This window comes from Micromonospora sp. WMMD1076, assembly GCF_029581475.1.
GTDB lineage: Bacteria > Actinomycetota > Actinomycetes > Mycobacteriales > Micromonosporaceae > Micromonospora > Micromonospora aurantiaca.
This window is the reverse complement of the sequence record NZ_CP120862.1, coordinates 3,596,243-3,613,911: the sequence shown is the minus strand read 5'-3', so window position 1 is coordinate 3,613,911 and position 17,669 is coordinate 3,596,243. Positions and strand designations below refer to the sequence as shown.

Below are 17,669 nucleotides of genomic sequence, written 5' to 3'. Positions count from 1 at the left end.
CGGCACGACCGGCCGTGACGCTCAGTCGGGGTGGCGGCGGGCGGCGTAGGCCCGCACCTTGGCGCGGTTGCCGCACGTGGCCATGCTGCACCAGCGACGCCGGCCCCGAGGGTCCAGGAACAGCCATCCGCAGTCGGCGGCCGGACAGGCGCGCACCTCGGTGCGGGCCGCCGAGGTGAGCAGGTCGGCGGCCGCCCGGGCACCGGCCAGCAACGGCAGGCGCAGCCCGGCGTCGTCGGGCAGCGTCCAGTGGGCGATCCCGTCCGGGCCCGTCTCCAGGACGGATGCGGCGGCAGCCTCCCGGGCCGGCCCGGCGACCCGCCGGAAGGCCGCGGTGTCGTCCGGGTCGAGCAGGACGTCGTGCAGCGCGGTGCGCAGCTCCCGGGTCTCCGCCAGCACCTCGCCCGCGGCGGACGGCCGGCGTCGGCTCGCCTCCCGCAGGCGGCCGACGATGGCCGGGGCGAGCAGCCCGACGTGACCGGCCCACACCGCGAGCCGGTCGTAGTCGCGCAGCCAGTCCCGGTCCGGGCTCGGGGGCGCGGCCCAGCCGGCCCAGGTGTTGCAGAGCTCCAGCGCGGGATGGCCGCCGACCGGGATCGGCATCGGATAGCCCTCGACGTTCACCCAGTGCATCCCGACAGTGTGCCTTGACGCGGCCGCGCTAACCAGTCAATGTCATCACACCGGTTAATCAGCTCTCACTGGTTAGGTGATGCCATGCGCCCCGGAAAGACAGTCGGTCGGTTCCTGCTCGGCATGCTCGTCGCGTCCGCAGCCCTCGTGGCCGCTCCGCCCGGCCCGGTGCTCGCGTACGGCGACGCCTCCCCGGCCGCCCGGTCGAGCGGTCGGCCCGAGCCCTGGCGTCCGTCGATCCAGGAGGACTGGACCGGTCCGGCGGGCCGCTACTGCTCCTTCCCGCTCCAGGTCCGCGTCGTCTCCCAGGACGTCCGGGTCCGGGTGCTCGCCCGGTACGCCACCGGCGCCGTCCGGCGCGAGGAGTACGCCGGGCCGCTGACAGTCGAGTTCGTCGACGCCGACACCGGACGGGCGGTGCGCCGCGACGCGGGCGGCTCCGGCCTGCTGGAGTACCGGCCCGACGGCGGGTGGCTGCGCTACACCATCGTCGGGCCGGCCGGGTTCGGCTTCCGTCCCGGCGACCACTACCGGCGTGGCTATTACATCCTCGACGGACTGCACGTGATCTCGGTCGACCCGGACGGCACCCGTGCGCTGACGCTGGGAATCGGGCGGCAGGACGACATCTGCCTGGCGCTCGGCGACCCCGCCGCCTGACCCGGCTGCCCGCGACGGTGGTGGATGGGATGACCGACGTACGGCTGTCGGTACTCGGGCCCCTGGTCGCGCACCGCGACGGCGCGGACGTGCCGCTCGGCGGCCGGCGGCAGCGCATGGTGCTCGCCACGCTGCTGGTCGCGCGGGGACGGATGCTCCCCGCCGAGCGGCTGCGGGACCTGGTCTGGAGTGACGGCCGGCGGACGGCCGGAGCGGCGACCCTGCACGGGTACGTGGCCGCGCTGCGGCGGGCGCTCGAACCGGACCGGCCGCCGCGCTCACCGGGCCGGGTGCTGCGCCGCGAGGGCCCCGGGTACGCCCTGCGGGTGCCGCCCGCGCAGGTCGACGCGGAACGGTTCGCCGCGCTCGTCGCGCACGGCGTCACCCTGCTGGACCGGGGCCACGCCGCCGCGGCCCTGGCCGGTCTGACCGGGGCGCTCGGATTGTGGCGCGGGCCGGCGTACGCCGATCTGGCGGAGGCGCCGTTCGCGCTGCCGGAGATCGCCCGCCTGGAGGGAATGCGGGCCGCCGCCGCCGAGTCGCGGCTGGCCGCCCTGCTGGCGCTGGGGCGGCACACCGAGATCCTCGGCGACCTGGAGGCGCTCGTGCTGGAGCAGCCGTTGCGGGAGCGCGGCTGGGAGATGCTGGCGGTCGCGCTGTACCGGGCCGGCCGGCAGGGCGACGCGCTCGCCGTGGTACGCCGCGCGCGGGCCCGGCTCGCCCGGGACCTCGGGGTCGACCCGGGAACCGGACTGCTGCGCCTGGAGACGGCGATCCTTCGCCAGGACGCCGCTCTCGACCTCGTGCCCGGCCCGGCCACGCCGCCGCGACCACGAGGTGACGGCGGCGATCCCAGTGGGATCCCAGTCGACGCCGGCACCGTGGGCGGCACGACCATCCACAGTGAAGGGGGACGGCATGCGTGGGCTGCGACCGATGACCGAGGCGGATCCGGAGTTCGAGGTCAACGTCAAGAACAACTACGTCGACTGCGTCGATCTGCGGGCCGCACGTACCCGGCAGCGGCTGCCGCTGCCCGGGGGAACCGCCGCCGCCGAGCCGGCCGGCGCGGGCCGGGACCGGTCGCCGGAGCCCCGGTGACCCGATCGGCCGGGCTCGCGCCCCGGTGGCGGGCGTGGGCCGCCGAGAACCTGGCCCTCGGCGTACCGGCCGAGGAGGTCCGGGAGGCGTTGCTGGCCGCCGGGCTGCCCGGGCCGGAGGTCGACGAGGAGCTGACCGGCGCGCCCGGGCACCCGTACTTCCGGGCCTGCCTGCGCCTGGCCCGGGAGTACGCCTGGACGGAGTCCCTGCTCGACCTCTACGGCGACCTCCGCTCGGCGCAACTGGCCGGCGGGCTGGAACGGCGCTCCGACCTGTCCCCCACCGAGTTCTTCGACAGGTACTACGTCGCCAACCGTCCGGTGATCCTGGCCGGTGCGGTCGACGACTGGCCGGCGCGGCGGGAGTGGACGACGACCCGGCTGCGGGACCGGCTCGGCGCCGTCGAGGTCGAGGTGATGACCGGACGGGACAGCAACCCGGAGCACGGCTGGCAGCACGACGCGCACCGGACCCGGATGACGTTCGCCGACTACCTCACCCTGGTCGAGACGGGCGGGGAGACGAACGACTACTACATGGTCGCGCGCAACGACAACTGGCAGCACGGACTCAAACCGCTGGCCCAGGACATCAGGCCGGTGCACGGGATCATCGATCCGGCTCTGCTGCCGGAGACGGTGACCCTGCTGCTGGGGCCGGCCGGCACGGTCACCGCCCTGCACCACGACAACATGAACATCCTGCTGTGCCAGGTGATGGGCCGCAAGCACGTCCGTCTGGTGCCGTCCTATCAGCGAGGGCGGGTCTATCCCCGTGGCGGGACGTACAGCCGGGTCGACGCCGCTCGGCCCGATCTCGACCAGCACCCGCTGTACGAGCGGGCCACCGTCCTGTCGGAGGTGCTGGAGCCGGGTGACGCGCTGTTCGTACCGGCCGGGTGGTGGCACTGGGTACGGGCCCTGGACGTCAGCGCCACGGTGAGCCTGCACCACTTCCGGGTGCCCGCCGGCAATCACTACCTGCACCCGCCGCTGGTGCACAGCGAACCCTGACGGCGGCGGCTGTCGGGGGCGCCGGTGCCGGTGCCCCCGGCATCCGGTCTATCCCTTGTCCCGCTCCGGTGGCGGATCCGGGATCTCGTCCACGGCCAGCCCGGGTGGTCCGGCCGGTGGCGGATCGCGTACGTCGGCGCGGTATCGCACGGCCGGCGGCTCACCGGCCGACGGCACCGGTCCCGCGGTGAGGGCGATGGCGGCCAGCATCACGACGATCACCGACCTCCGCATACGTCACCTCCTCTCGTCGTCGCCGCACGGGCGGCACCGGGAGGCGCGCCCGCGGCCAGCCTGCGCCCGCCCACTGGGATCCGGCTGGGAACACGACGGCTCCGGTCAGCCGCCCGGCGGACGGACCGTCACCGGCGCGCCACGGGCCAGCCAGGCGTCGAGCGCGGCCTGGTCGCCGAACAGCAGCACCGGCGGCCCGGCCGGGTCGGCCGCCCAGGCCCGCATCCGCCGCCGCGCCCGGCCGAACCCGGTCAGGTGCCACACCAGGACGGAGTCGCGGGACAGCACGCTGCGCAGCGTCTCCCGGTTGCCGTTGCAGATCAGTTCGCCGCCGGCCAGACGCCGCAGCGTGCGCCGCAGCAGCCGCCGGAACGAGACGCCGCGCGGATAGTCCAGGCCGATCACCAGGTCGGCGCGGCCGAGGACCACGTCCCGCCAGCCGTGGTACGCGCCGTCGACGATCCACCTGTCGCGCCGGCAGATCGCCTCGATCCGGCGACGCTGCTCGGCCACCGGCACCTCGACCCAGCCGGGCTCCCACAGCAGGTCGTCGACCGGATGCCAGGGCAGGCCGAACCGCTGCGCCAGATGCGCGGCGAGCGTCGACTTGCCGGAGCCGTGGATCCCCTCGACCAGGACGCGGGCCGGGTCGCTCATGGCAGCAGCGTAGGCACTGCGCGCGCCCGGCGCGATCCGGGCGGCCGGGTCAGTGCGCGACGGCGACCGCCGGGGCCGCCTCCAGGGCGGCGAGCTGGGACGGCCGGACGACGACGAGCAGCACCAGCAGCGCCGCCACCATCCCGCCGGCCACCACCAGGGCCATCGCCACCGCGCCGGTGCCGAGCACGCCCACCAGCGGCGCGGCCACCGCGCCCACGCCGAACTGCACCGCACCGAGCAGGGCCGAGGCGGTGCCGGCCGCCTCACCGTGGCGGGACAGCGCCAGCGCCGGGGCGTTCGGCATGGCCAGGCCCGCCGCCGCGAGTACCAGCCACAGCGACACCAGCAGGGCGGGCAGCCCGCCGAAGCCGGTCGCGGCGAACACCACCAGGGCCAGCCCGGCCACCGCTCCCGCCACCAGCGAGGTCACCAGGATCCACTGCGACGGGTAGCGGCGCAGCAGCCGCACGTTGTACTGGGTGGCGCCGATCAGGCCCACCGCGCCCGCGCCGAACGCCAGGCCGAACTCCTGCTCGTCGAGCCCGTACCCGTCCTGGAGGACGAAGGACGACCCCGCGACGTACGCGAACAGCGCGGCCATCGCGAGCCCGGCGACCAGGACCAGACCGACGAAGACCCGGTCCCGCAGCAGCCCCCCGTACGTCATCACGGTCGCGACGACTCCGCCGCGCCGGCGGCGCGCGGGCGGCAGCGTCTCGGGCAGCGCGACCGTGGCCAGCGCGACGAGCAGCACCCCGAAGACGGCCAGGACCACGAAGACACCGCGCCAGTCGGTCCACCGCAGCACGCCGCCGCCCAGCGTCGGCGCGAGGACCGGCGCCGCGCCCATCACCAGCAGCAGCCGGGACAGCAGGGTGGCGAACGCCGCCCCGCTGAACAGGTCACGCACCACAGCCATCGCCACCACGGCGGTCGCGGCGACACCGAGGCCCTGCACGACGCGCAGGACGCCGAGGACGGCGATGTTCGGGGCGACCACGCACAGCGCCGACGCGACGACGTGCAGCAGGAGACCGGCGATCAGCGGACGGCGTCGCCCGACCGCGTCCGACAGCGGCCCGATCAGCAACTGCCCGACGGCGAGCCCGGCGAGCGTGCCGGTGAGCGTCAACTGGACCGCCGCCGACGTGGTCGCGAAGTCGGTGACGATCGCGGGCAGCGCGGGCAGGTACATGTCGATGGTCAGCGGACCCACCGCGATCAGCGAGCCGAGGACCAGCACGAGCTTGAGCCGCTGGCTCCGGCTTATCAGGTCGCCCGGGGTGGGCGTCGGGGTGGCATCGGTCGTCTGGGGCATCCCGGCCCGGTCGGCGTGCGGCCGGGCGCGAGAGGGTGCGGTGCTCACACCTTGAGTCAAATGCGCCTCCGGTGATCACATTCCCGTCCCGGCGAGAGGTAACGCAGGTCACGCGCCCCGGTCGGGCCTTCTCACGCTTGCAGCGCGTCGCCGAGCGCGGCCAGGTACGCCCCGGCCTGCGCCCCGTTGACCAGCCGGTGGTCGTAGGCCAGGCCGAGGTCCGCCACCGAGCGCTCGCGTACCCCGCCGTCGCCGTCGAGCACGACCTCGCGGTGCACGTCCGGCACCGAAAGGGCGCAGGTGACGCCGGGCGGGATGATCGGCCGGGCCACCGTCACGCCGGGTGTGTCGTTGAGCGCGACCAGGACGTTCATGCCGGCCATGTCCTCCTCGCGCAGCCGGCCGCGCAGCGCCTTCATCCGCAGCGCGACCACGGCGTCGGCGAGGTCGCCGAGGTCCAGCCCGGCCGCGTCCCGGATCACCGGCAGGAACAGCCCGGTGCCGACGTCGACGGTGAGCCCGATCGACGGCGCTTCCGCGTCGAGGACCAGGCCGTCGCCGGTGAGCCGGGCGTAGAGGGCGGGGAACCGCTCATGCAGCGCGGCCACGGCGGCGATGACGACCTCGGTCAGGCCGACCGCGGCGCCGGTCTCGTCGGCGGCGCGGCGGGCGTACGCGAGCGCTGCCGTCACGTCGACGCGGACGGCGGTGAAGGCCACCGGGATCTCCCGGTGCGAGGTGGACACCACGTCGGCGATGCGGCGCTGCGCGGGCGGCAGCGGCCGTGCCAGCGGCACGGTCCGCGTCCCCGCGGCCTCCACCGGCTCCGGGTACGCCGCGGGCAGGATCCGGCCGATGGGTGCGCCAGGCGCGCAGTCGGCGCCGGCGGCCACGTCCTGACGCAGCACGCCGGCCTGCGCCGCGGCCAGCTCCTCGATCGCCTTGGACGTCTCGACCGCCGCGATCGGCTCACCGGCCTCGACCGTGGCGCCGTCCGGGACCAGCCATTCCAGCAGCACGTAGCTGTCGTCGTTGGGGTTGAGCCGGGGTACGTCCACCGGGACGCCCGACGGCGCCGCCGAGGTCGGGGCGGGCGGCGGCGGACCGGCAGGCGAGGAGTCGGTGCGCGGCACCGGAACCGCGTCGGGCAGGCGCATGATCCGGTCCAGGATCGCCTCCGTGCCGAGCAGCACCGTCCGTTCCAGGTGCGGCGCGGACGGGATGACGCGGTCGGCGGAGCTGACCAGCTCGACCGGGCCGCGCAGCAGCGGCCAGGCCTCGGCGTGCAGGCGGGCGGCGACCTCGCTCCCCCACGTGCCGCCCGCGGTGCTCTCCTCGGCGACGATCACGCCGTGCGCGCCGGCGAGCAGGTCGCGCAGGCCGTCCACGTCCACCGGGTAGAGCCGCGCCGGCACCAGCACCTCGACCGTACGTCCCCGCTCGGCGGCCCGCGTGGCGGCGGCTATCGCCCGGTTCGCGACCCCGCCCGGCGCGATGACGAGCGTCGGCGCGCCGGTGGCGTCCGGGTCGTGGACGCGGGCCCAGTTGCCGTCCGCGCCGCGCGGTTCGAAGGCGAGGCGGTCGTCGACGCGGCCGTCCACGTACCGCCGCTGGGTGTAGAGGACCTTGTCCTCGAACAGCATCGCCGGTTCGTCCCGGCGCAGCGCGGCGGACAGCACGTCGGCCGCGTCGTGCAGCGGGGACAGCTCGTACAGCGCGAGGTGCGGGATGCCGATGAAGTGCTTCTGCGGGCTCTGGCTGTGCGTCGCGCCGTAGCCCCGCCCGCCGCCGACCGGGCAGCGGATCACCACCCGCATCGGGGTGCGCTCGCCGTACATGGCGACGGACTTGGTGATCAGGTTGAGGATCGGGTCGAAGGCGAGACCGGCGAAGTCCCCGAACATGATCTCGACGATCACCGTGTCGCCGCACAGCGCCAGGCCACCCGCGACGCCGGTGATGCCGTTCTCGCTCAGCGGCGTCGACAGCACCCGGTCCGGGTAGGCGGTGGAGAGTCCCTGGGTCACCTTGAACGCCCCGCCGTACGGGTCGGCGACGTCCTCGCCCAGCAGCCAGGCCCGCTCGTCGGCGGCGAACAGCGCGTGCAGCGCCCGGTTGAGGTTGCGGCTGACCCGTTCGGCGCGCGTCACGCCGCCGCTCCGCGCGCGAGCGGCCGGGCCAGCACCTCGGCCGAGACCTCCGCGACCCGCTGCCGGGCCCGCGCGTCGGCGGCCGCGAACCGCTCCGGGTACGCCTCGGCGTACCGCTGGAGCCAGTCGAGGCGGCGCAGCCGGTCGAGTTCGTCGGCGGGCCGGGTGTCGTCGCCCTTGCTGTGCGGGCCGAGCCGGACCGTGTGCTGCACGAGCACGTGCGGCGTCCGGGTGGCGCGGACCCGCTCGACGTGCGGGGCGGCGGCGGCGCGTACCTCGGTGAGGTCGAGCGAGCCGGACTCGCTGACGGTGATCCCGAACCCGGCGACCCGCCCGGCGATGGTGCCGGCGAGCTGCGCGGTGGTCGGGGTGGACTGGGCGATCCGGTTGTGCTCGACCACGACGAGCAGCGGCACCCGCCACAGCGCGGCCATGTTCAGCGCCTCGTAGACAGCGCCCTCGCCCCAGGTGCCGTCACCGATGTACGCCACCACGATCGCGTCCTGCCCGGTGCGGTCGAGGTGCAGGCCCACGCCGACAGCGGCGGGCAGGCTCTCCCCCTGCACGCCGGTGGACAGGAACCGGTCCCGGCGCAGGTGCTGGCTGCCGCCGTAGCCGTGGCACACCCCGCCGTCGCGGCCCAGCAGTTCCGCCAGCAGGCCCTCCGGGTCGCCGCAGTGCGCCAGGTAGTGCCCGTGGCCGCGGTGGTTGCTGAACACGAAGTCGCCGGTCAGCAGCGGGGCCAGCGCGACCGGGACGTACTCCTGACCGAGGCAGGTGTGCGTGGTGCCGGCGAGGTGACCGTCGGCGTACAGGCGCAGCAGGTGCTCCTCGAAGCGGCGGATGAGCAGCCCCGCGTCGAGGTCGGCGTCGTCGAGCGGGGCCGGCGCGGCTGTCACTCCGGCACACCCCGCTGGGCGAGCAGCGCGCGCAGGTCGGCCACCGACCGCACGGTCCGGATCTCCCGGGGCGTCAGCGAGATCCGGTATGCGTCCTCGACGGCCGCGACGATCTGGAGGTGACGCAGGCTCACCCACGCGGCGGTGGTCGCGGGGCCGGTCTGCGCGTCGACCTGGTCGACGGGCAGTTCCAGCACGTCGGCGACGAGCCGCACCAGCCGGCTGGACATGCTCATACCTCGATGATCGTACAGGCCCAGTGGGTGCCCCGGCCCAACGAGATCAACGCGACCCGGTCGCCGTCGTGCAGCTCACCGGCGTCGAGCAGGCGGCTCAGTCCGAACAGCTGGTCCGCCGCGCCGAGGTGCCCGTACTCGGCCGCCAGCTCCCGGTTGGTCCGCTCCGGCGGCACCTTGTGGGCCTCGGCGAGCGACGTCATCGCGCGTTCGTTGTCGGCGACCAGGATCAGCCGCGCCAGGTCGGCGACTGTGACGCCGGCCCGCTCGCAGGCGCGTTCGGTGACCCGCACCATCCGCTCGTCGAGGTGGCGGGCGTACTGCGCGAACTGCTCGGGGTCGTAGTCGAAGAACTCCATCACGTGCCACACGTCGCGGGCGGCGGGCGGCTCGGCGCCGGGTGTGAACGGCGCCGCCGCGCCGCCGCCGTCGAGCCGGTAGAACCCGGCGTAACGGCCGTCGGTGGCGGCCTCGGTGACCTGCCAGCGCAGCCGGTGATGGCCGCGCCGGGCCACTGTGGCCACCGCGCCGTCGGAGAACACCATCGGCTGGGTGTCCATCCGGTTCCAGTACGCCTCGCAGGTCCGGTTGGCGGCGACCACGAGCGCGGTGGCGTACTCCGGGTGGGTGACGAACCTGCCGGCGACGGTGTCGAGGCTGAGCACGCCGGTGGTGCACGCCTGGGTGAGCAGCACCGCTTCGGCGCCGGCCGCGCCGAGCCGGTACGCCAGGTCGGCGGCGGCGTCCCAGTAGAGGTGTTCGGTGAGGTCGGTGACGGCGAGCACCAGCAGGTCCACCCGCGCGGCGGGCAGCGTGGCGGCGTCCAGGGCCCGGCGGGCGGCCCGCTCGGCGAGGTCGGTCAGGCCGACGTCCGGCGCGGCGCGGTGCACCCGCCGGTAGCCGTAGCCGAGGACGCGGTCGACGTCGTCGGTGTACTGCGCCACCACGTCGGCGACGGGCGCCGGGTCGCCGAGCGCCTCACCGAAGGACACCAGCCCGAAGCTCATGCTCGACCGTCCCGCCGCAGATCCGCCGCTGCTTACCATTCCCCCATGCCCCGAGAGCATCTCACGTCCCTGCCCGGAACCCCTTGGCACGTATGGCGTTCGGCGTTGCTCCGGTCGGCCGGTTTTCCGGCCGACGGGATGAGCCGGTTCGCCGCTCCGGCGCTCGCGGAGGCAGCCGACCGGCACCTGCGCGGGGACGTCGACGCCGCGGAGTTCGCCGCCGCGTTCGACGCCGCCGCGGGCGATCTCGGCCAGGCGGTCTACGACATCGCCTGCGACGACGCCTTCCGTACGGCGCTGACCTGGCAGAACCCGGCGGTCCTGCTCGCCGTCGACGCGATCCGGCGCGACGGCCCGCACGCCCCGCGCAACCTGCGCCGGCGGCACCGGGAGGAGGTCGTCGCGAAGTACTGGCAGCGGTACTGCCTGAAGAACGACACGGTCGGCTTCTTCGGCCCGATCTGCTGGACCGAGCTGGGCGGCGGCGGTCCGATCGCGACGGTGCGTCCCGGCGCGGCGTTGACGCGTACCCGGAAGGTGTTCCTGGAGCGGTGGGGCCTGGACGCGCTCGCGGAGGCCTTCGCCCGCGTGCCCGGCGTGCGGGACTGGCTGCCGGTGCGGCTCGCCCCGCACCTGAGCCTGCGCGGCCGCGTGCTGCGGCACCCGCACCATCCACCGCAGACGATCCCGGCGGCGACGGCCGCGCTGCTCGCGCTGGCGCGGCGCGGTCCGCGCGTGGCCGACCTGGTCGCCGCGCTGCTCGCGGACCCGGCGAGCGGCTTCCGCCGGGCCGCTGACGTGCACGCGCAGCTCGACGACCTGGCCGGGCGCGGCGTGCTGCGGATCGGCTTCGACGTGCCGGTCGACCTCACCGCCGAGGACGCGTTGCGCGAGCAGCTCGCCGCGATCGGCGACGACACGGCCCGCGAGCGGGTGCTCGGTGACCTGGCCACGGTGCGCGAGCTGCGCGACGCGGTGGCCGCCGCCGCCGGCCCGGACGCGCTGGCCGCGGCGATGGCCGCGCTGGACCGGCGGTTCGTGGAACTGACCGGCCGGGACGCGCGGCAGCAGCCCGGCGAGGTGTACGCGGGGCGCACGCTGTGCCACCTGGAGACGGTCCGCGACCTGGACGTCCGCTTCGGTGACGCGCTGCTGGAACGGCTCGCGCCGCTGGCACCGCTGCTGCTGTCGGCGCGGTGGCTGACCGCGGCGATCGGGCAGGCGTACGCCGGCGCGCTGGCCGCCCTCTACCGCGACCTGGCGGCGGAGTCGGCCAGCGGCGACGTACCCCTGGCCGACCTGTGGTTCCTGGCGCAGGCGGTGGTGTTCGGGGCGGACCCGCCCGCCGCCGCCGTGACCGCCGAGTTCCTGGACCGGTGGGCCAGGGTGCTGGGCCTGGCCGACGCCGACGCGGACGCCCGGGAGCTGCGGTTCGACGCCGCCGCGCTGACCGAGCGGGTCGCCGCCGCGTTCCCCGCCGACGCGCCCGGCTGGGCCGCCGCCCGCATCCACAGCCCGGACGTGCACGTGTGCGCCCCGGACAAGGCGGCGCTGCTGCGCGGGGACTTCACAGTCGTGCTCGGCGAACTGCACGTGGCCCTCGCCGCGTTCGACACGCACTTCTTCGCGTACGGGCACCCGGACCCGCAGCGGCTGCGCGACGGGATGCGCGCCGACCTGCCCGGCGGCCGGGTCCGGCTGCTGCCGCCGGCGGACTGGCCCCGGCACACCGCCCGGATCGCGGAGTGGCTGCACGGGCCCGCCGACGCCCAGCTCGGGTTCGTCGACGCGCCCGGCGCCGACCCGGACCGCCTCGTGCCGATCACCACCTTGACCGTGCGGCCGGACGACGACGGCACGCCGGCCGCGCACGCCGACGACGGGCGGCGGTGGCCGCTGCTGGAGGTGTTCGCGCCGCTGTTCGACTACCAGGTGTTCGACACGTGGAAGCTGGCCGGCAACGCCGGGCGCACGCCTCGCGTCACAGTCGACGACCTGGTGCTGGTCCGCGAGACGTGGCGCACCACAGTGGGCGAGACCGGCCTGCACACGGTCAAGGGCGAGCGGGAACGCTACCTCGCGGTACGGCGCTGGCGGCTCGCGCTCGGCCTGCCCGAACGGATCTTCGTGCGGGTCGACACCGAACTCAAACCCAGCTACGTGGACCTGACCAGCGGCGTCTACACCCGGCTGCTGTGCACGCTGCTGCGCGGCGCGCACGCCAAGGGCGGCGACGGGGGCGGACTCACAGTCACCGAGCTGCTGCCCGGCCCGGACGACGCCTGGCTGACCGACAGGGCCGGCCGGGCGTACGCCTCGGAGCTGCGGCTACAGATCGTCGACCCGGCGCAGGTGCGGTAGCCACTCGGTGGCGTCCGCCGGCGCGTCGGGGGTCTCGGTGTCGAACAGGCGCAGCCGGCGTACGCCGTAGGCGCCGAGCGCCACCACGGCCAGGGCCAGCCCGGACACCACGAACGCGAACCCGAGTCCCCGGCCGGGGCCGGTGCCGATCAGCGCGCCGACGCTGCCGGCCAGCGCGCCGCCGGGGGCGAACATCGGTTCCAGCAGCGACCCGCTCAGCGGCACCAGCACGGCGAAGCCCAGCGGCAGCGTCGCCCAGGTCAGCGTCTGGATGATCGCCAGCACCCGGCCGTGGAACCGCTGCGGCACCTTCACCTGGATGATCGACAGGTAGATGCCGTTGTGCAGGCCCAGGCCCAGCCCCACGCCGAAGCTGCCGAGCGCCACCAGCAGCAGGCTCGGGCGGACGCCGCTGAGCACCAGGCTGACCGCCACGCCGAACGCGATGGCGATCAGCGCGGGCATCCGGCGCCGGGTCGGGCCGCCCCAGACCGCGATGGCGAGCCCGCCGAGGACGGCACCCAGCGCCTCGGCGAACGCCACGGTACCGACCTGGCCCATCGTGCCGAACGCGAGCACCATCGGCGGCACCAGCAGCAGGCTCGCCAGGCACAGGTTGTAGAGCGAGAAGAAGCCGAGCATGGCCCGGAACCCCGGCTCCGCCCACGCCATCCGCGCGCCGCCGACCAGCTCGGCCAGGAACGGCTCCTTGCGGCGGCGGCCGAGCAGGTCGGGGAAGCGCACCGCGGCCAGCACACCGATCGCGACCACGTAGCTGACGATGTCGATCACCAGGACGCCGGCCAGGCCGATCGCGGCGAGCAGGCCCGCAGCCAGCAGCGGCACCGCGAGCGAGCTGAGCCCGACCGCGAGCTGGGCGATGCCGTTGGCGTGCCCCAGGTAGCGCTTCGGCACCACCTGCGGGATCGCGGCCAGGTAGGTGATGCGTTGGAACACCGACGCCGCGCCGAGCACGCACACGAGCGTGTAGACGGCCGCGAGTCCCAGCCGGTCGGTCCACAGCAGCAGGGCCAGCAGCGCCTCCGCTGTCACCGCCGTCGCGCACGCTGCCAGCAGCACCCGGCGCCTGTCGAACCGGTCCGCGACCGCGCCCGCGACCGGCAGCGTCAGCAGTGCCGGCAGGTACGCGATCACCCCGGACAGGCCGAACCACAGCATCGACCCGGTCTCGAGGTAGACCCAGACCGGCACCGCCCACTGGGTCAGCGCCGAGCCGGTCGACGAGATGAGCTGGCTGGCGGTGATCGCCAGGAACCGGCGTACGCCCGGTTGCACGACCGTCTCGGCGGTGACCGGATCGGTGCTGGTGGCGGCCAGTGCCCAGCCGGCACCGGCGAGCTGTCGCGGCGCGGCGGACGGCTCGGTGAGCCGGGGATGCGTGCGGGTGAGCACCTCGGCGAGCGCCTCGGCCCGCTGCTTGACGAAGTAGTGCCCGGCCCCGTCCAGCACCACGAGCGCTGTGGACTCGCCGAGGAAACTCCACTCGCGGTACCGCTCCTCGTAGTACTCGGTGAGCACGTCGTGGGTGCCGACGACGGAGATCACCGGTGCGGGCACCCGGACCGGATCGCCGTCCAGCCACTCGGTGAACCGCTCCTGCGCCTCGGCGGCCTCCCGGCGTACGTGGTGGACGAACCGGTCGACCTGCGCCTGGTCCAGGTCGGCCAGTTCCGCGCCGATCGAGCGCAGGAACGTCTCGTACCGCCGGTCGGCGCCCCGGGAGTCGGCCCAGTCGACGAGCCGGCCGAGCATGTTGTCCGGCCGGGCCGTCGGGAACACGCCACCGGCGTAGATCGCCTCGATCGGGCGTCCCCGCTCGTGCAGGCACCGGGCGATGCCGGTCAGCAGCGCGCCGCCGACGCAGTGGCCGTACAGGACCAGCGGGCCGTCCACCCGCTCCTGGATCTCGGCCACGCACCGCTCGACCAGCTCGTCGAAGGGCAGCTCGGTGTCGCGGACGCCGACGTCGTGGCCGGGGACCGCCACGGAGAACAGCGTGTGCCCGGCCGGCAGCGCGTCCGCGAGCGGCTGGTAGATGCTGGCGAGCCCGCCGCCGTACGGCACGCACACGTACGAGCGCACCCGCTGGTCCGCCGGGACCGGCCGGGTCAGTTCGTACAGCAGCGGACGCTGCCGCTCCCCGTCCACCGGGGCGTCGATCAGCGCGGCCAGTCCCTGCACCGTCGGGTGCGCGAACACGTCCATCACGCCGACGTCGACCTGCCCGTACGCCTCGCGCAGCAGCGCCAGCATCCGGATCGCCAGCAGCGAGTGCCCGCCCAGCTCGAAGAAGTCGTCGTCCAGGCCGACCTCGGGCACGCCCAGCACGTCGCGCCAGGTGGCGGCGACAGTCTGCTCGACCGGGCTCACCGGGGGACGGCGCTGCGCGGGGGTGATGCCGGACGAGGGTGCGGGCAGCGCGGCGGTGTCGAGTTTGCCGTTGGCGGACAGCGGCAGGGCGTCGAGCGTGACGAACGCCGACGGCACCATGTACTCGGGCAGCCGCCGCTTCAGCGCCGCCCGCAGCTCCGCCGGGTCCGGGGCGTCGCCCGTCAGGTACGCCACGAGACGCTGCCCGGCGGGCGTGGCGCCGCGGACGACGACGGCGGCGGAGCCGACGCCCGGCTGTTCGCGCAGCACCGCGGCGATCTCCCCCAGCTCGATCCGCAGGCCCCGCAGTTTCACCTGGTCGTCGATGCGGCCGAGGAACTCCAGCGTCCCGTCGGTACGCCAGCGGGCCAGGTCGCCGGTGGCGTACAGCCGGCCGCCGGGCTCGCCGAACGGGTCGGGGACGAACGAGCCCGCGGTGAGCCCGGGACGGTTGAGGTAGCCGCGGGCCACCTGCACGCCGCCGAGGTGCAGCTGCCCGGCCACGCCGGCCGGCACCGGGCGCATCGCCTCGTCGAGCACGTAGGTGCGGACGTTGCGGATCGGCCCGCCGATCGGCACCCGTGTCACGCCGGCCAGCGCGTCGGGCGTGGCCGCCCAGGCGGTGACGTCGATCGCCGCCTCGGTGGGTCCGTACAGGTTGTGCAGCGCCGCCGACGGGATCGTGGCGACGGCGCGGCGGGCCAGGTCCGCGGGCAGCTCCTCGCCGCTGCACACGATCCGCCGCAGCGACCCGCAGCGGGTCGGGTCGGCCGGACCGGCCGTGGACAGGAACGCGTCGAGCATCGACGGCACGAAGTGGACAATGGTGATCCGCTCCCGCTCGATCAGGTCCCGCAGGTACGCCGGGTCGCGGTGCCCGCCCGGCGCGGCCAGCACCAGCCGCGCGCCCACGAGCAGCGGCCAGAACACCTCCCACACCGACACGTCGAACCCGATCGGCGTCTTGTGCAGCACCGCGTCGTCCGGTCCGAGCGCGAAGGCGTCCTGCATCCAGTCGAGCCGGTTGACGATCGCCGCGTGCTCGTTGACCACGCCCTTCGGCCGCCCGGTGGACCCCGACGTGTAGATCACGTACGCCGCGTTCCCCGGTCCGGCGGCAGTGCCCCCGGCGGTGCGCGGCCGGTCCGGCGCGGTCAGCGGCAGCACGGTCCCCGGGACGGTCAGCGCGTCCGGCACCTCGTCGGCCAGCAGCACCCCGGCGCCGGCGTCGGCGAGCATGAAGGCGAGCCGCTGCGGCGGGTGGTCCGGGTCCAGCGGCAGGTACGCCGCACCGGCCCGGAGGATGCCGAGCAGCCCGGCGATCAGGCGGCGGGAACGGGGCTCGTGGATCGCGACGACCGACTCCGGTCCCACACCGTGCGCGACCAGCCGCGACGCCACCTGCTCGGCGGCGTCGGACAACTCGGCGTACGTCATCCGGGTGTTGCCGTCGACCAGCGCTACCGCGTCCGGCGTACGCCGGGCCTGGGCGTCGAACAGCTCCCCCAGCGTGGTCCGGCGCACCGGTGCGCCGGTGGCGTTCCAGCCGGTCACGACCGCCGCGTGCTCGGCGTCCGGCATGACCGGCAGCGCGCTCACCCGGGTCCGGGGCGCCGCCACGGCGGCGGCGAACAGCAGCAGGTAGCGGTCCGCGAACGCCTCCATCGCGGCGCGCTCGAACAGCGCGGTGCGGTACTCCAGCCGCAGCTCGTCCCCGGCGATCTCCAGCGACAGGTCGTCCATGGCGCCGCCGAACGCCTCACCCCGGCCGGTCGGCAGGTGGTGGAAGGTGAGCTGGTACAGCGGCGGCACGCCGGGGTCGCGCCGTACCGCCAGTTCCTCAACGAGTTTCTGGAACGGCATGTCCTGGTGGTCCCAGGCGTCCAGCACGACCCGGCGGACCCGGCGCACCAGGGTCAGGAACGGTGGATCGCCCGACACGTCGACCCGCAGCACCAGCATGTTCATGAACATGCCGAGCAGCGGTTCCAGCTCGGCCCGGTCCCGGCCGGCCACCGGCATGCCGACCACCACGTCGTCGCTTCCGGACAGCCGGTGCAGCAACGCGACGTAGGCGGCGAGCTGCACCATGAACGGGGTCGCGGCGGCCTGCTGGGACAGCTCCGGCAGCGCCGCCGTCACGGGCCCGGGCAGCGTCCGGCGGACGTCGGCGCCGTCGAACGTGAGCGTCGCCGGGCGCGGACGGTCGGTGGTCAGCGCGTGCACGGCGGGCAGGCCGGTCAGCGCCTCCCGCCAGTAGTCGCGCAGCTCGTCCCACCGGGGCCCGTCGAGGCGGTCGCGTTCCCAGGCCGCGTAGTCGGCGTACTGGATCGGCAGCTCGGGCAGGTCCGGCGCACGGCCCGCGACGGCGGCGGCGCACAGCTCGGTCAGCTCGGCGCGCAGGTGGAGCAGGGACGTGCCGTCGAGGACGACGTGGTGCCCGGCGAACAGCAGCCACCAGGTGTCCGGGTCGAACCGCAGCAGCCGGGCCCGCCACAGCGGGGCCGCGTCCATCGGCAGGTCGAGGCGGGCGTACTCGGCGACGATCCGGGCGCGGGCGGCGTCCCGCTCCGGCTCGGGCAGCGCGGACAGGTCGGTGACCGGCAGCTCCACCGGGACGGTGGGGTGGACGTCCTGGTAGAGCCGCCCGTCGTCCAGGCGCAGCGTGGTGCGCATGGCCTCGTGCCGGTCGGTGACCGCTCGCAGCGCGGCGAGCGCCTGCTCCGGCCCGGCGCCCGCCGGCAGGGTGACCGCGTCGGTCATCGTGAACAGCGGCTGCCCCGGGCTGAGCTGGGCGGTGAACCAGACCCGCTCCTGGGCGTACGACGCGGGAACGGTGTAGACGTCGTCCACCGGCGTGACGTCGTGGCGCGACTCGGTCATCCCGGCCGCCCCGGTCGGCGCAGGCGCGGGATGGGCGCCTCGGCCGGTGGGGCGACGCGCAGCGACTCGATCCGGGCGGCCATCGCCGCGACTGTGGGCGCGTCGAACAGCACCCGCATGGAC

At 75.1% G+C, this 17,669-nt stretch carries 13 protein-coding genes (1 of these 13 cut by a window edge); 3 read left to right on the top strand and 10 right to left on the bottom strand.

The features are described 5' to 3' along the window. Window positions 1–21: 21 nt before the first annotated feature. The gene (locus O7622_RS17105) at window positions 22–633 is read right to left on the bottom strand and encodes a CGNR zinc finger domain-containing protein (RefSeq protein ID WP_282309167.1); all 612 of its coding nucleotides are present in this window, start codon (window positions 631–633) and stop codon (window positions 22–24) included. 84 nt (window positions 634–717) lie between these two features. Here O7622_RS17105 and O7622_RS17100 point away from each other — a divergent pair, with 84 nt between their 5' ends. Next, window positions 718–1,293, top strand: coding sequence for a hypothetical protein (locus O7622_RS17100; RefSeq protein ID WP_282309166.1), 576 nt, complete (start codon window positions 718–720; stop codon window positions 1,291–1,293). A gap of 29 nt (window positions 1,294–1,322) precedes the next feature. Then, window positions 1,323–3,407, top strand: coding sequence for a cupin-like domain-containing protein (locus tag O7622_RS17095; protein WP_282309165.1), 2,085 nt, complete (start codon window positions 1,323–1,325; stop codon window positions 3,405–3,407). Between the two features lie 48 nt (window positions 3,408–3,455). Here the strand turns inward: O7622_RS17095 and O7622_RS17090 are convergent, their stop codons facing one another. From O7622_RS17090 to O7622_RS17060, 7 genes are all read right to left on the bottom strand, one after another. Beyond that, window positions 3,456–3,641: a hypothetical protein gene (locus tag O7622_RS17090; RefSeq protein WP_282309164.1), complete on the bottom strand. Its 186-nt coding sequence runs from the start codon at window positions 3,639–3,641 to the stop codon at window positions 3,456–3,458. Between the two features lie 105 nt (window positions 3,642–3,746). Continuing rightward, window positions 3,747–4,298, bottom strand: a complete 552-nt coding sequence (locus O7622_RS17085) for an adenylate kinase (protein WP_282309163.1) — start codon at window positions 4,296–4,298, stop codon at window positions 3,747–3,749. Between the two features lie 49 nt (window positions 4,299–4,347). After that, window positions 4,348–5,571 carry a multidrug effflux MFS transporter gene (locus O7622_RS17080; protein WP_282314163.1) on the bottom strand — a complete coding sequence of 408 codons (1,224 nt, stop codon included), beginning with the start codon at window positions 5,569–5,571 and terminating at the stop codon, window positions 4,348–4,350. Window positions 5,572–5,750: 179 nt separating this feature from the next. Next, window positions 5,751–7,769 carry a 2-oxo acid dehydrogenase subunit E2 gene (locus O7622_RS17075; RefSeq protein ID WP_282309162.1) on the bottom strand — a complete coding sequence of 673 codons (2,019 nt, stop codon included), beginning with the start codon at window positions 7,767–7,769 and terminating at the stop codon, window positions 5,751–5,753. After that, complete coding sequence (locus O7622_RS17070) at window positions 7,766–8,668, bottom strand: thiamine pyrophosphate-dependent dehydrogenase E1 component subunit alpha (protein WP_282309161.1); 903 nt, start codon at window positions 8,666–8,668, stop codon at window positions 7,766–7,768. Before O7622_RS17070 ends, O7622_RS17075 begins: the two co-directional genes overlap by 4 nt. Continuing rightward, on the bottom strand, window positions 8,665–8,904 hold the full coding sequence (locus tag O7622_RS17065) for an acyl carrier protein (RefSeq protein ID WP_018786864.1): 240 nt from the start codon (window positions 8,902–8,904) through the stop codon (window positions 8,665–8,667). The genes O7622_RS17070 and O7622_RS17065 overlap by 4 nt, the downstream gene beginning before the upstream one ends. Then, window positions 8,901–9,911, bottom strand: coding sequence for a 3-oxoacyl-[acyl-carrier-protein] synthase III C-terminal domain-containing protein (locus tag O7622_RS17060; protein WP_282309160.1), 1,011 nt, complete (start codon window positions 9,909–9,911; stop codon window positions 8,901–8,903). The genes O7622_RS17065 and O7622_RS17060 overlap by 4 nt, the downstream gene beginning before the upstream one ends. Window positions 9,912–9,956: 45 nt before the next feature. On the opposite strand from O7622_RS17060, the gene O7622_RS17055 reads away from it, so the two are divergent. Continuing rightward, window positions 9,957–12,272 (top strand): lantibiotic dehydratase, encoded by a 2,316-nt coding sequence (locus O7622_RS17055; RefSeq protein ID WP_282309159.1) that lies wholly within the window; start codon window positions 9,957–9,959, stop codon window positions 12,270–12,272. Here the strand turns inward: O7622_RS17055 and O7622_RS17050 are convergent. Next, entirely contained in the window at window positions 12,240–17,546 is a 5,307-nt protein-coding gene (locus O7622_RS17050; protein WP_282309158.1) for a non-ribosomal peptide synthetase/MFS transporter, read from the bottom strand. The genes O7622_RS17055 and O7622_RS17050 overlap by 33 nt on opposite strands. After that, window positions 17,543–17,669 carry the final stretch of a type I polyketide synthase gene (locus O7622_RS17045; RefSeq protein WP_282309156.1) on the bottom strand. Its footprint extends 4,178 nt past the window's final position, so 127 of the gene's 4,305 nt are visible here — the last part of the coding sequence; its start codon lies off the right edge, out of view; it ends in the stop codon at window positions 17,543–17,545. Before O7622_RS17045 ends, O7622_RS17050 begins: the two co-directional genes overlap by 4 nt.

What these genes read in the sequence shown, in the direction of transcription:
- O7622_RS17055 (WP_282309159.1), top strand. Translation starts at nt 9,957, where the DNA reads ATGCCCCGAGAGCATCTCACGTCCCTGCCCGGAACCCCTTGGCACGTA.
- O7622_RS17095 (WP_282309165.1), top strand. Translation starts at nt 1,323, where the DNA reads ATGACCGACGTACGGCTGTCGGTACTCGGGCCCCTGGTCGCGCACCGC.
- O7622_RS17105 (WP_282309167.1), bottom strand. Translation starts at nt 633, where the DNA reads ATGCACTGGGTGAACGTCGAGGGCTATCCGATGCCGATCCCGGTCGGC.
- O7622_RS17100 (WP_282309166.1), top strand. Translation starts at nt 718, where the DNA reads ATGCGCCCCGGAAAGACAGTCGGTCGGTTCCTGCTCGGCATGCTCGTC.
- O7622_RS17085 (WP_282309163.1), bottom strand. Translation starts at nt 4,298, where the DNA reads ATGAGCGACCCGGCCCGCGTCCTGGTCGAGGGGATCCACGGCTCCGGC.
- O7622_RS17065 (WP_018786864.1), bottom strand. Translation starts at nt 8,904, where the DNA reads ATGAGCATGTCCAGCCGGCTGGTGCGGCTCGTCGCCGACGTGCTGGAA.
- O7622_RS17050 (WP_282309158.1), bottom strand. Translation starts at nt 17,546, where the DNA reads ATGACCGAGTCGCGCCACGACGTCACGCCGGTGGACGACGTCTACACC.
- O7622_RS17060 (WP_282309160.1), bottom strand. Translation starts at nt 9,911, where the DNA reads ATGAGCTTCGGGCTGGTGTCCTTCGGTGAGGCGCTCGGCGACCCGGCG.
- O7622_RS17090 (WP_282309164.1), bottom strand. Translation starts at nt 3,641, where the DNA reads ATGCGGAGGTCGGTGATCGTCGTGATGCTGGCCGCCATCGCCCTCACC.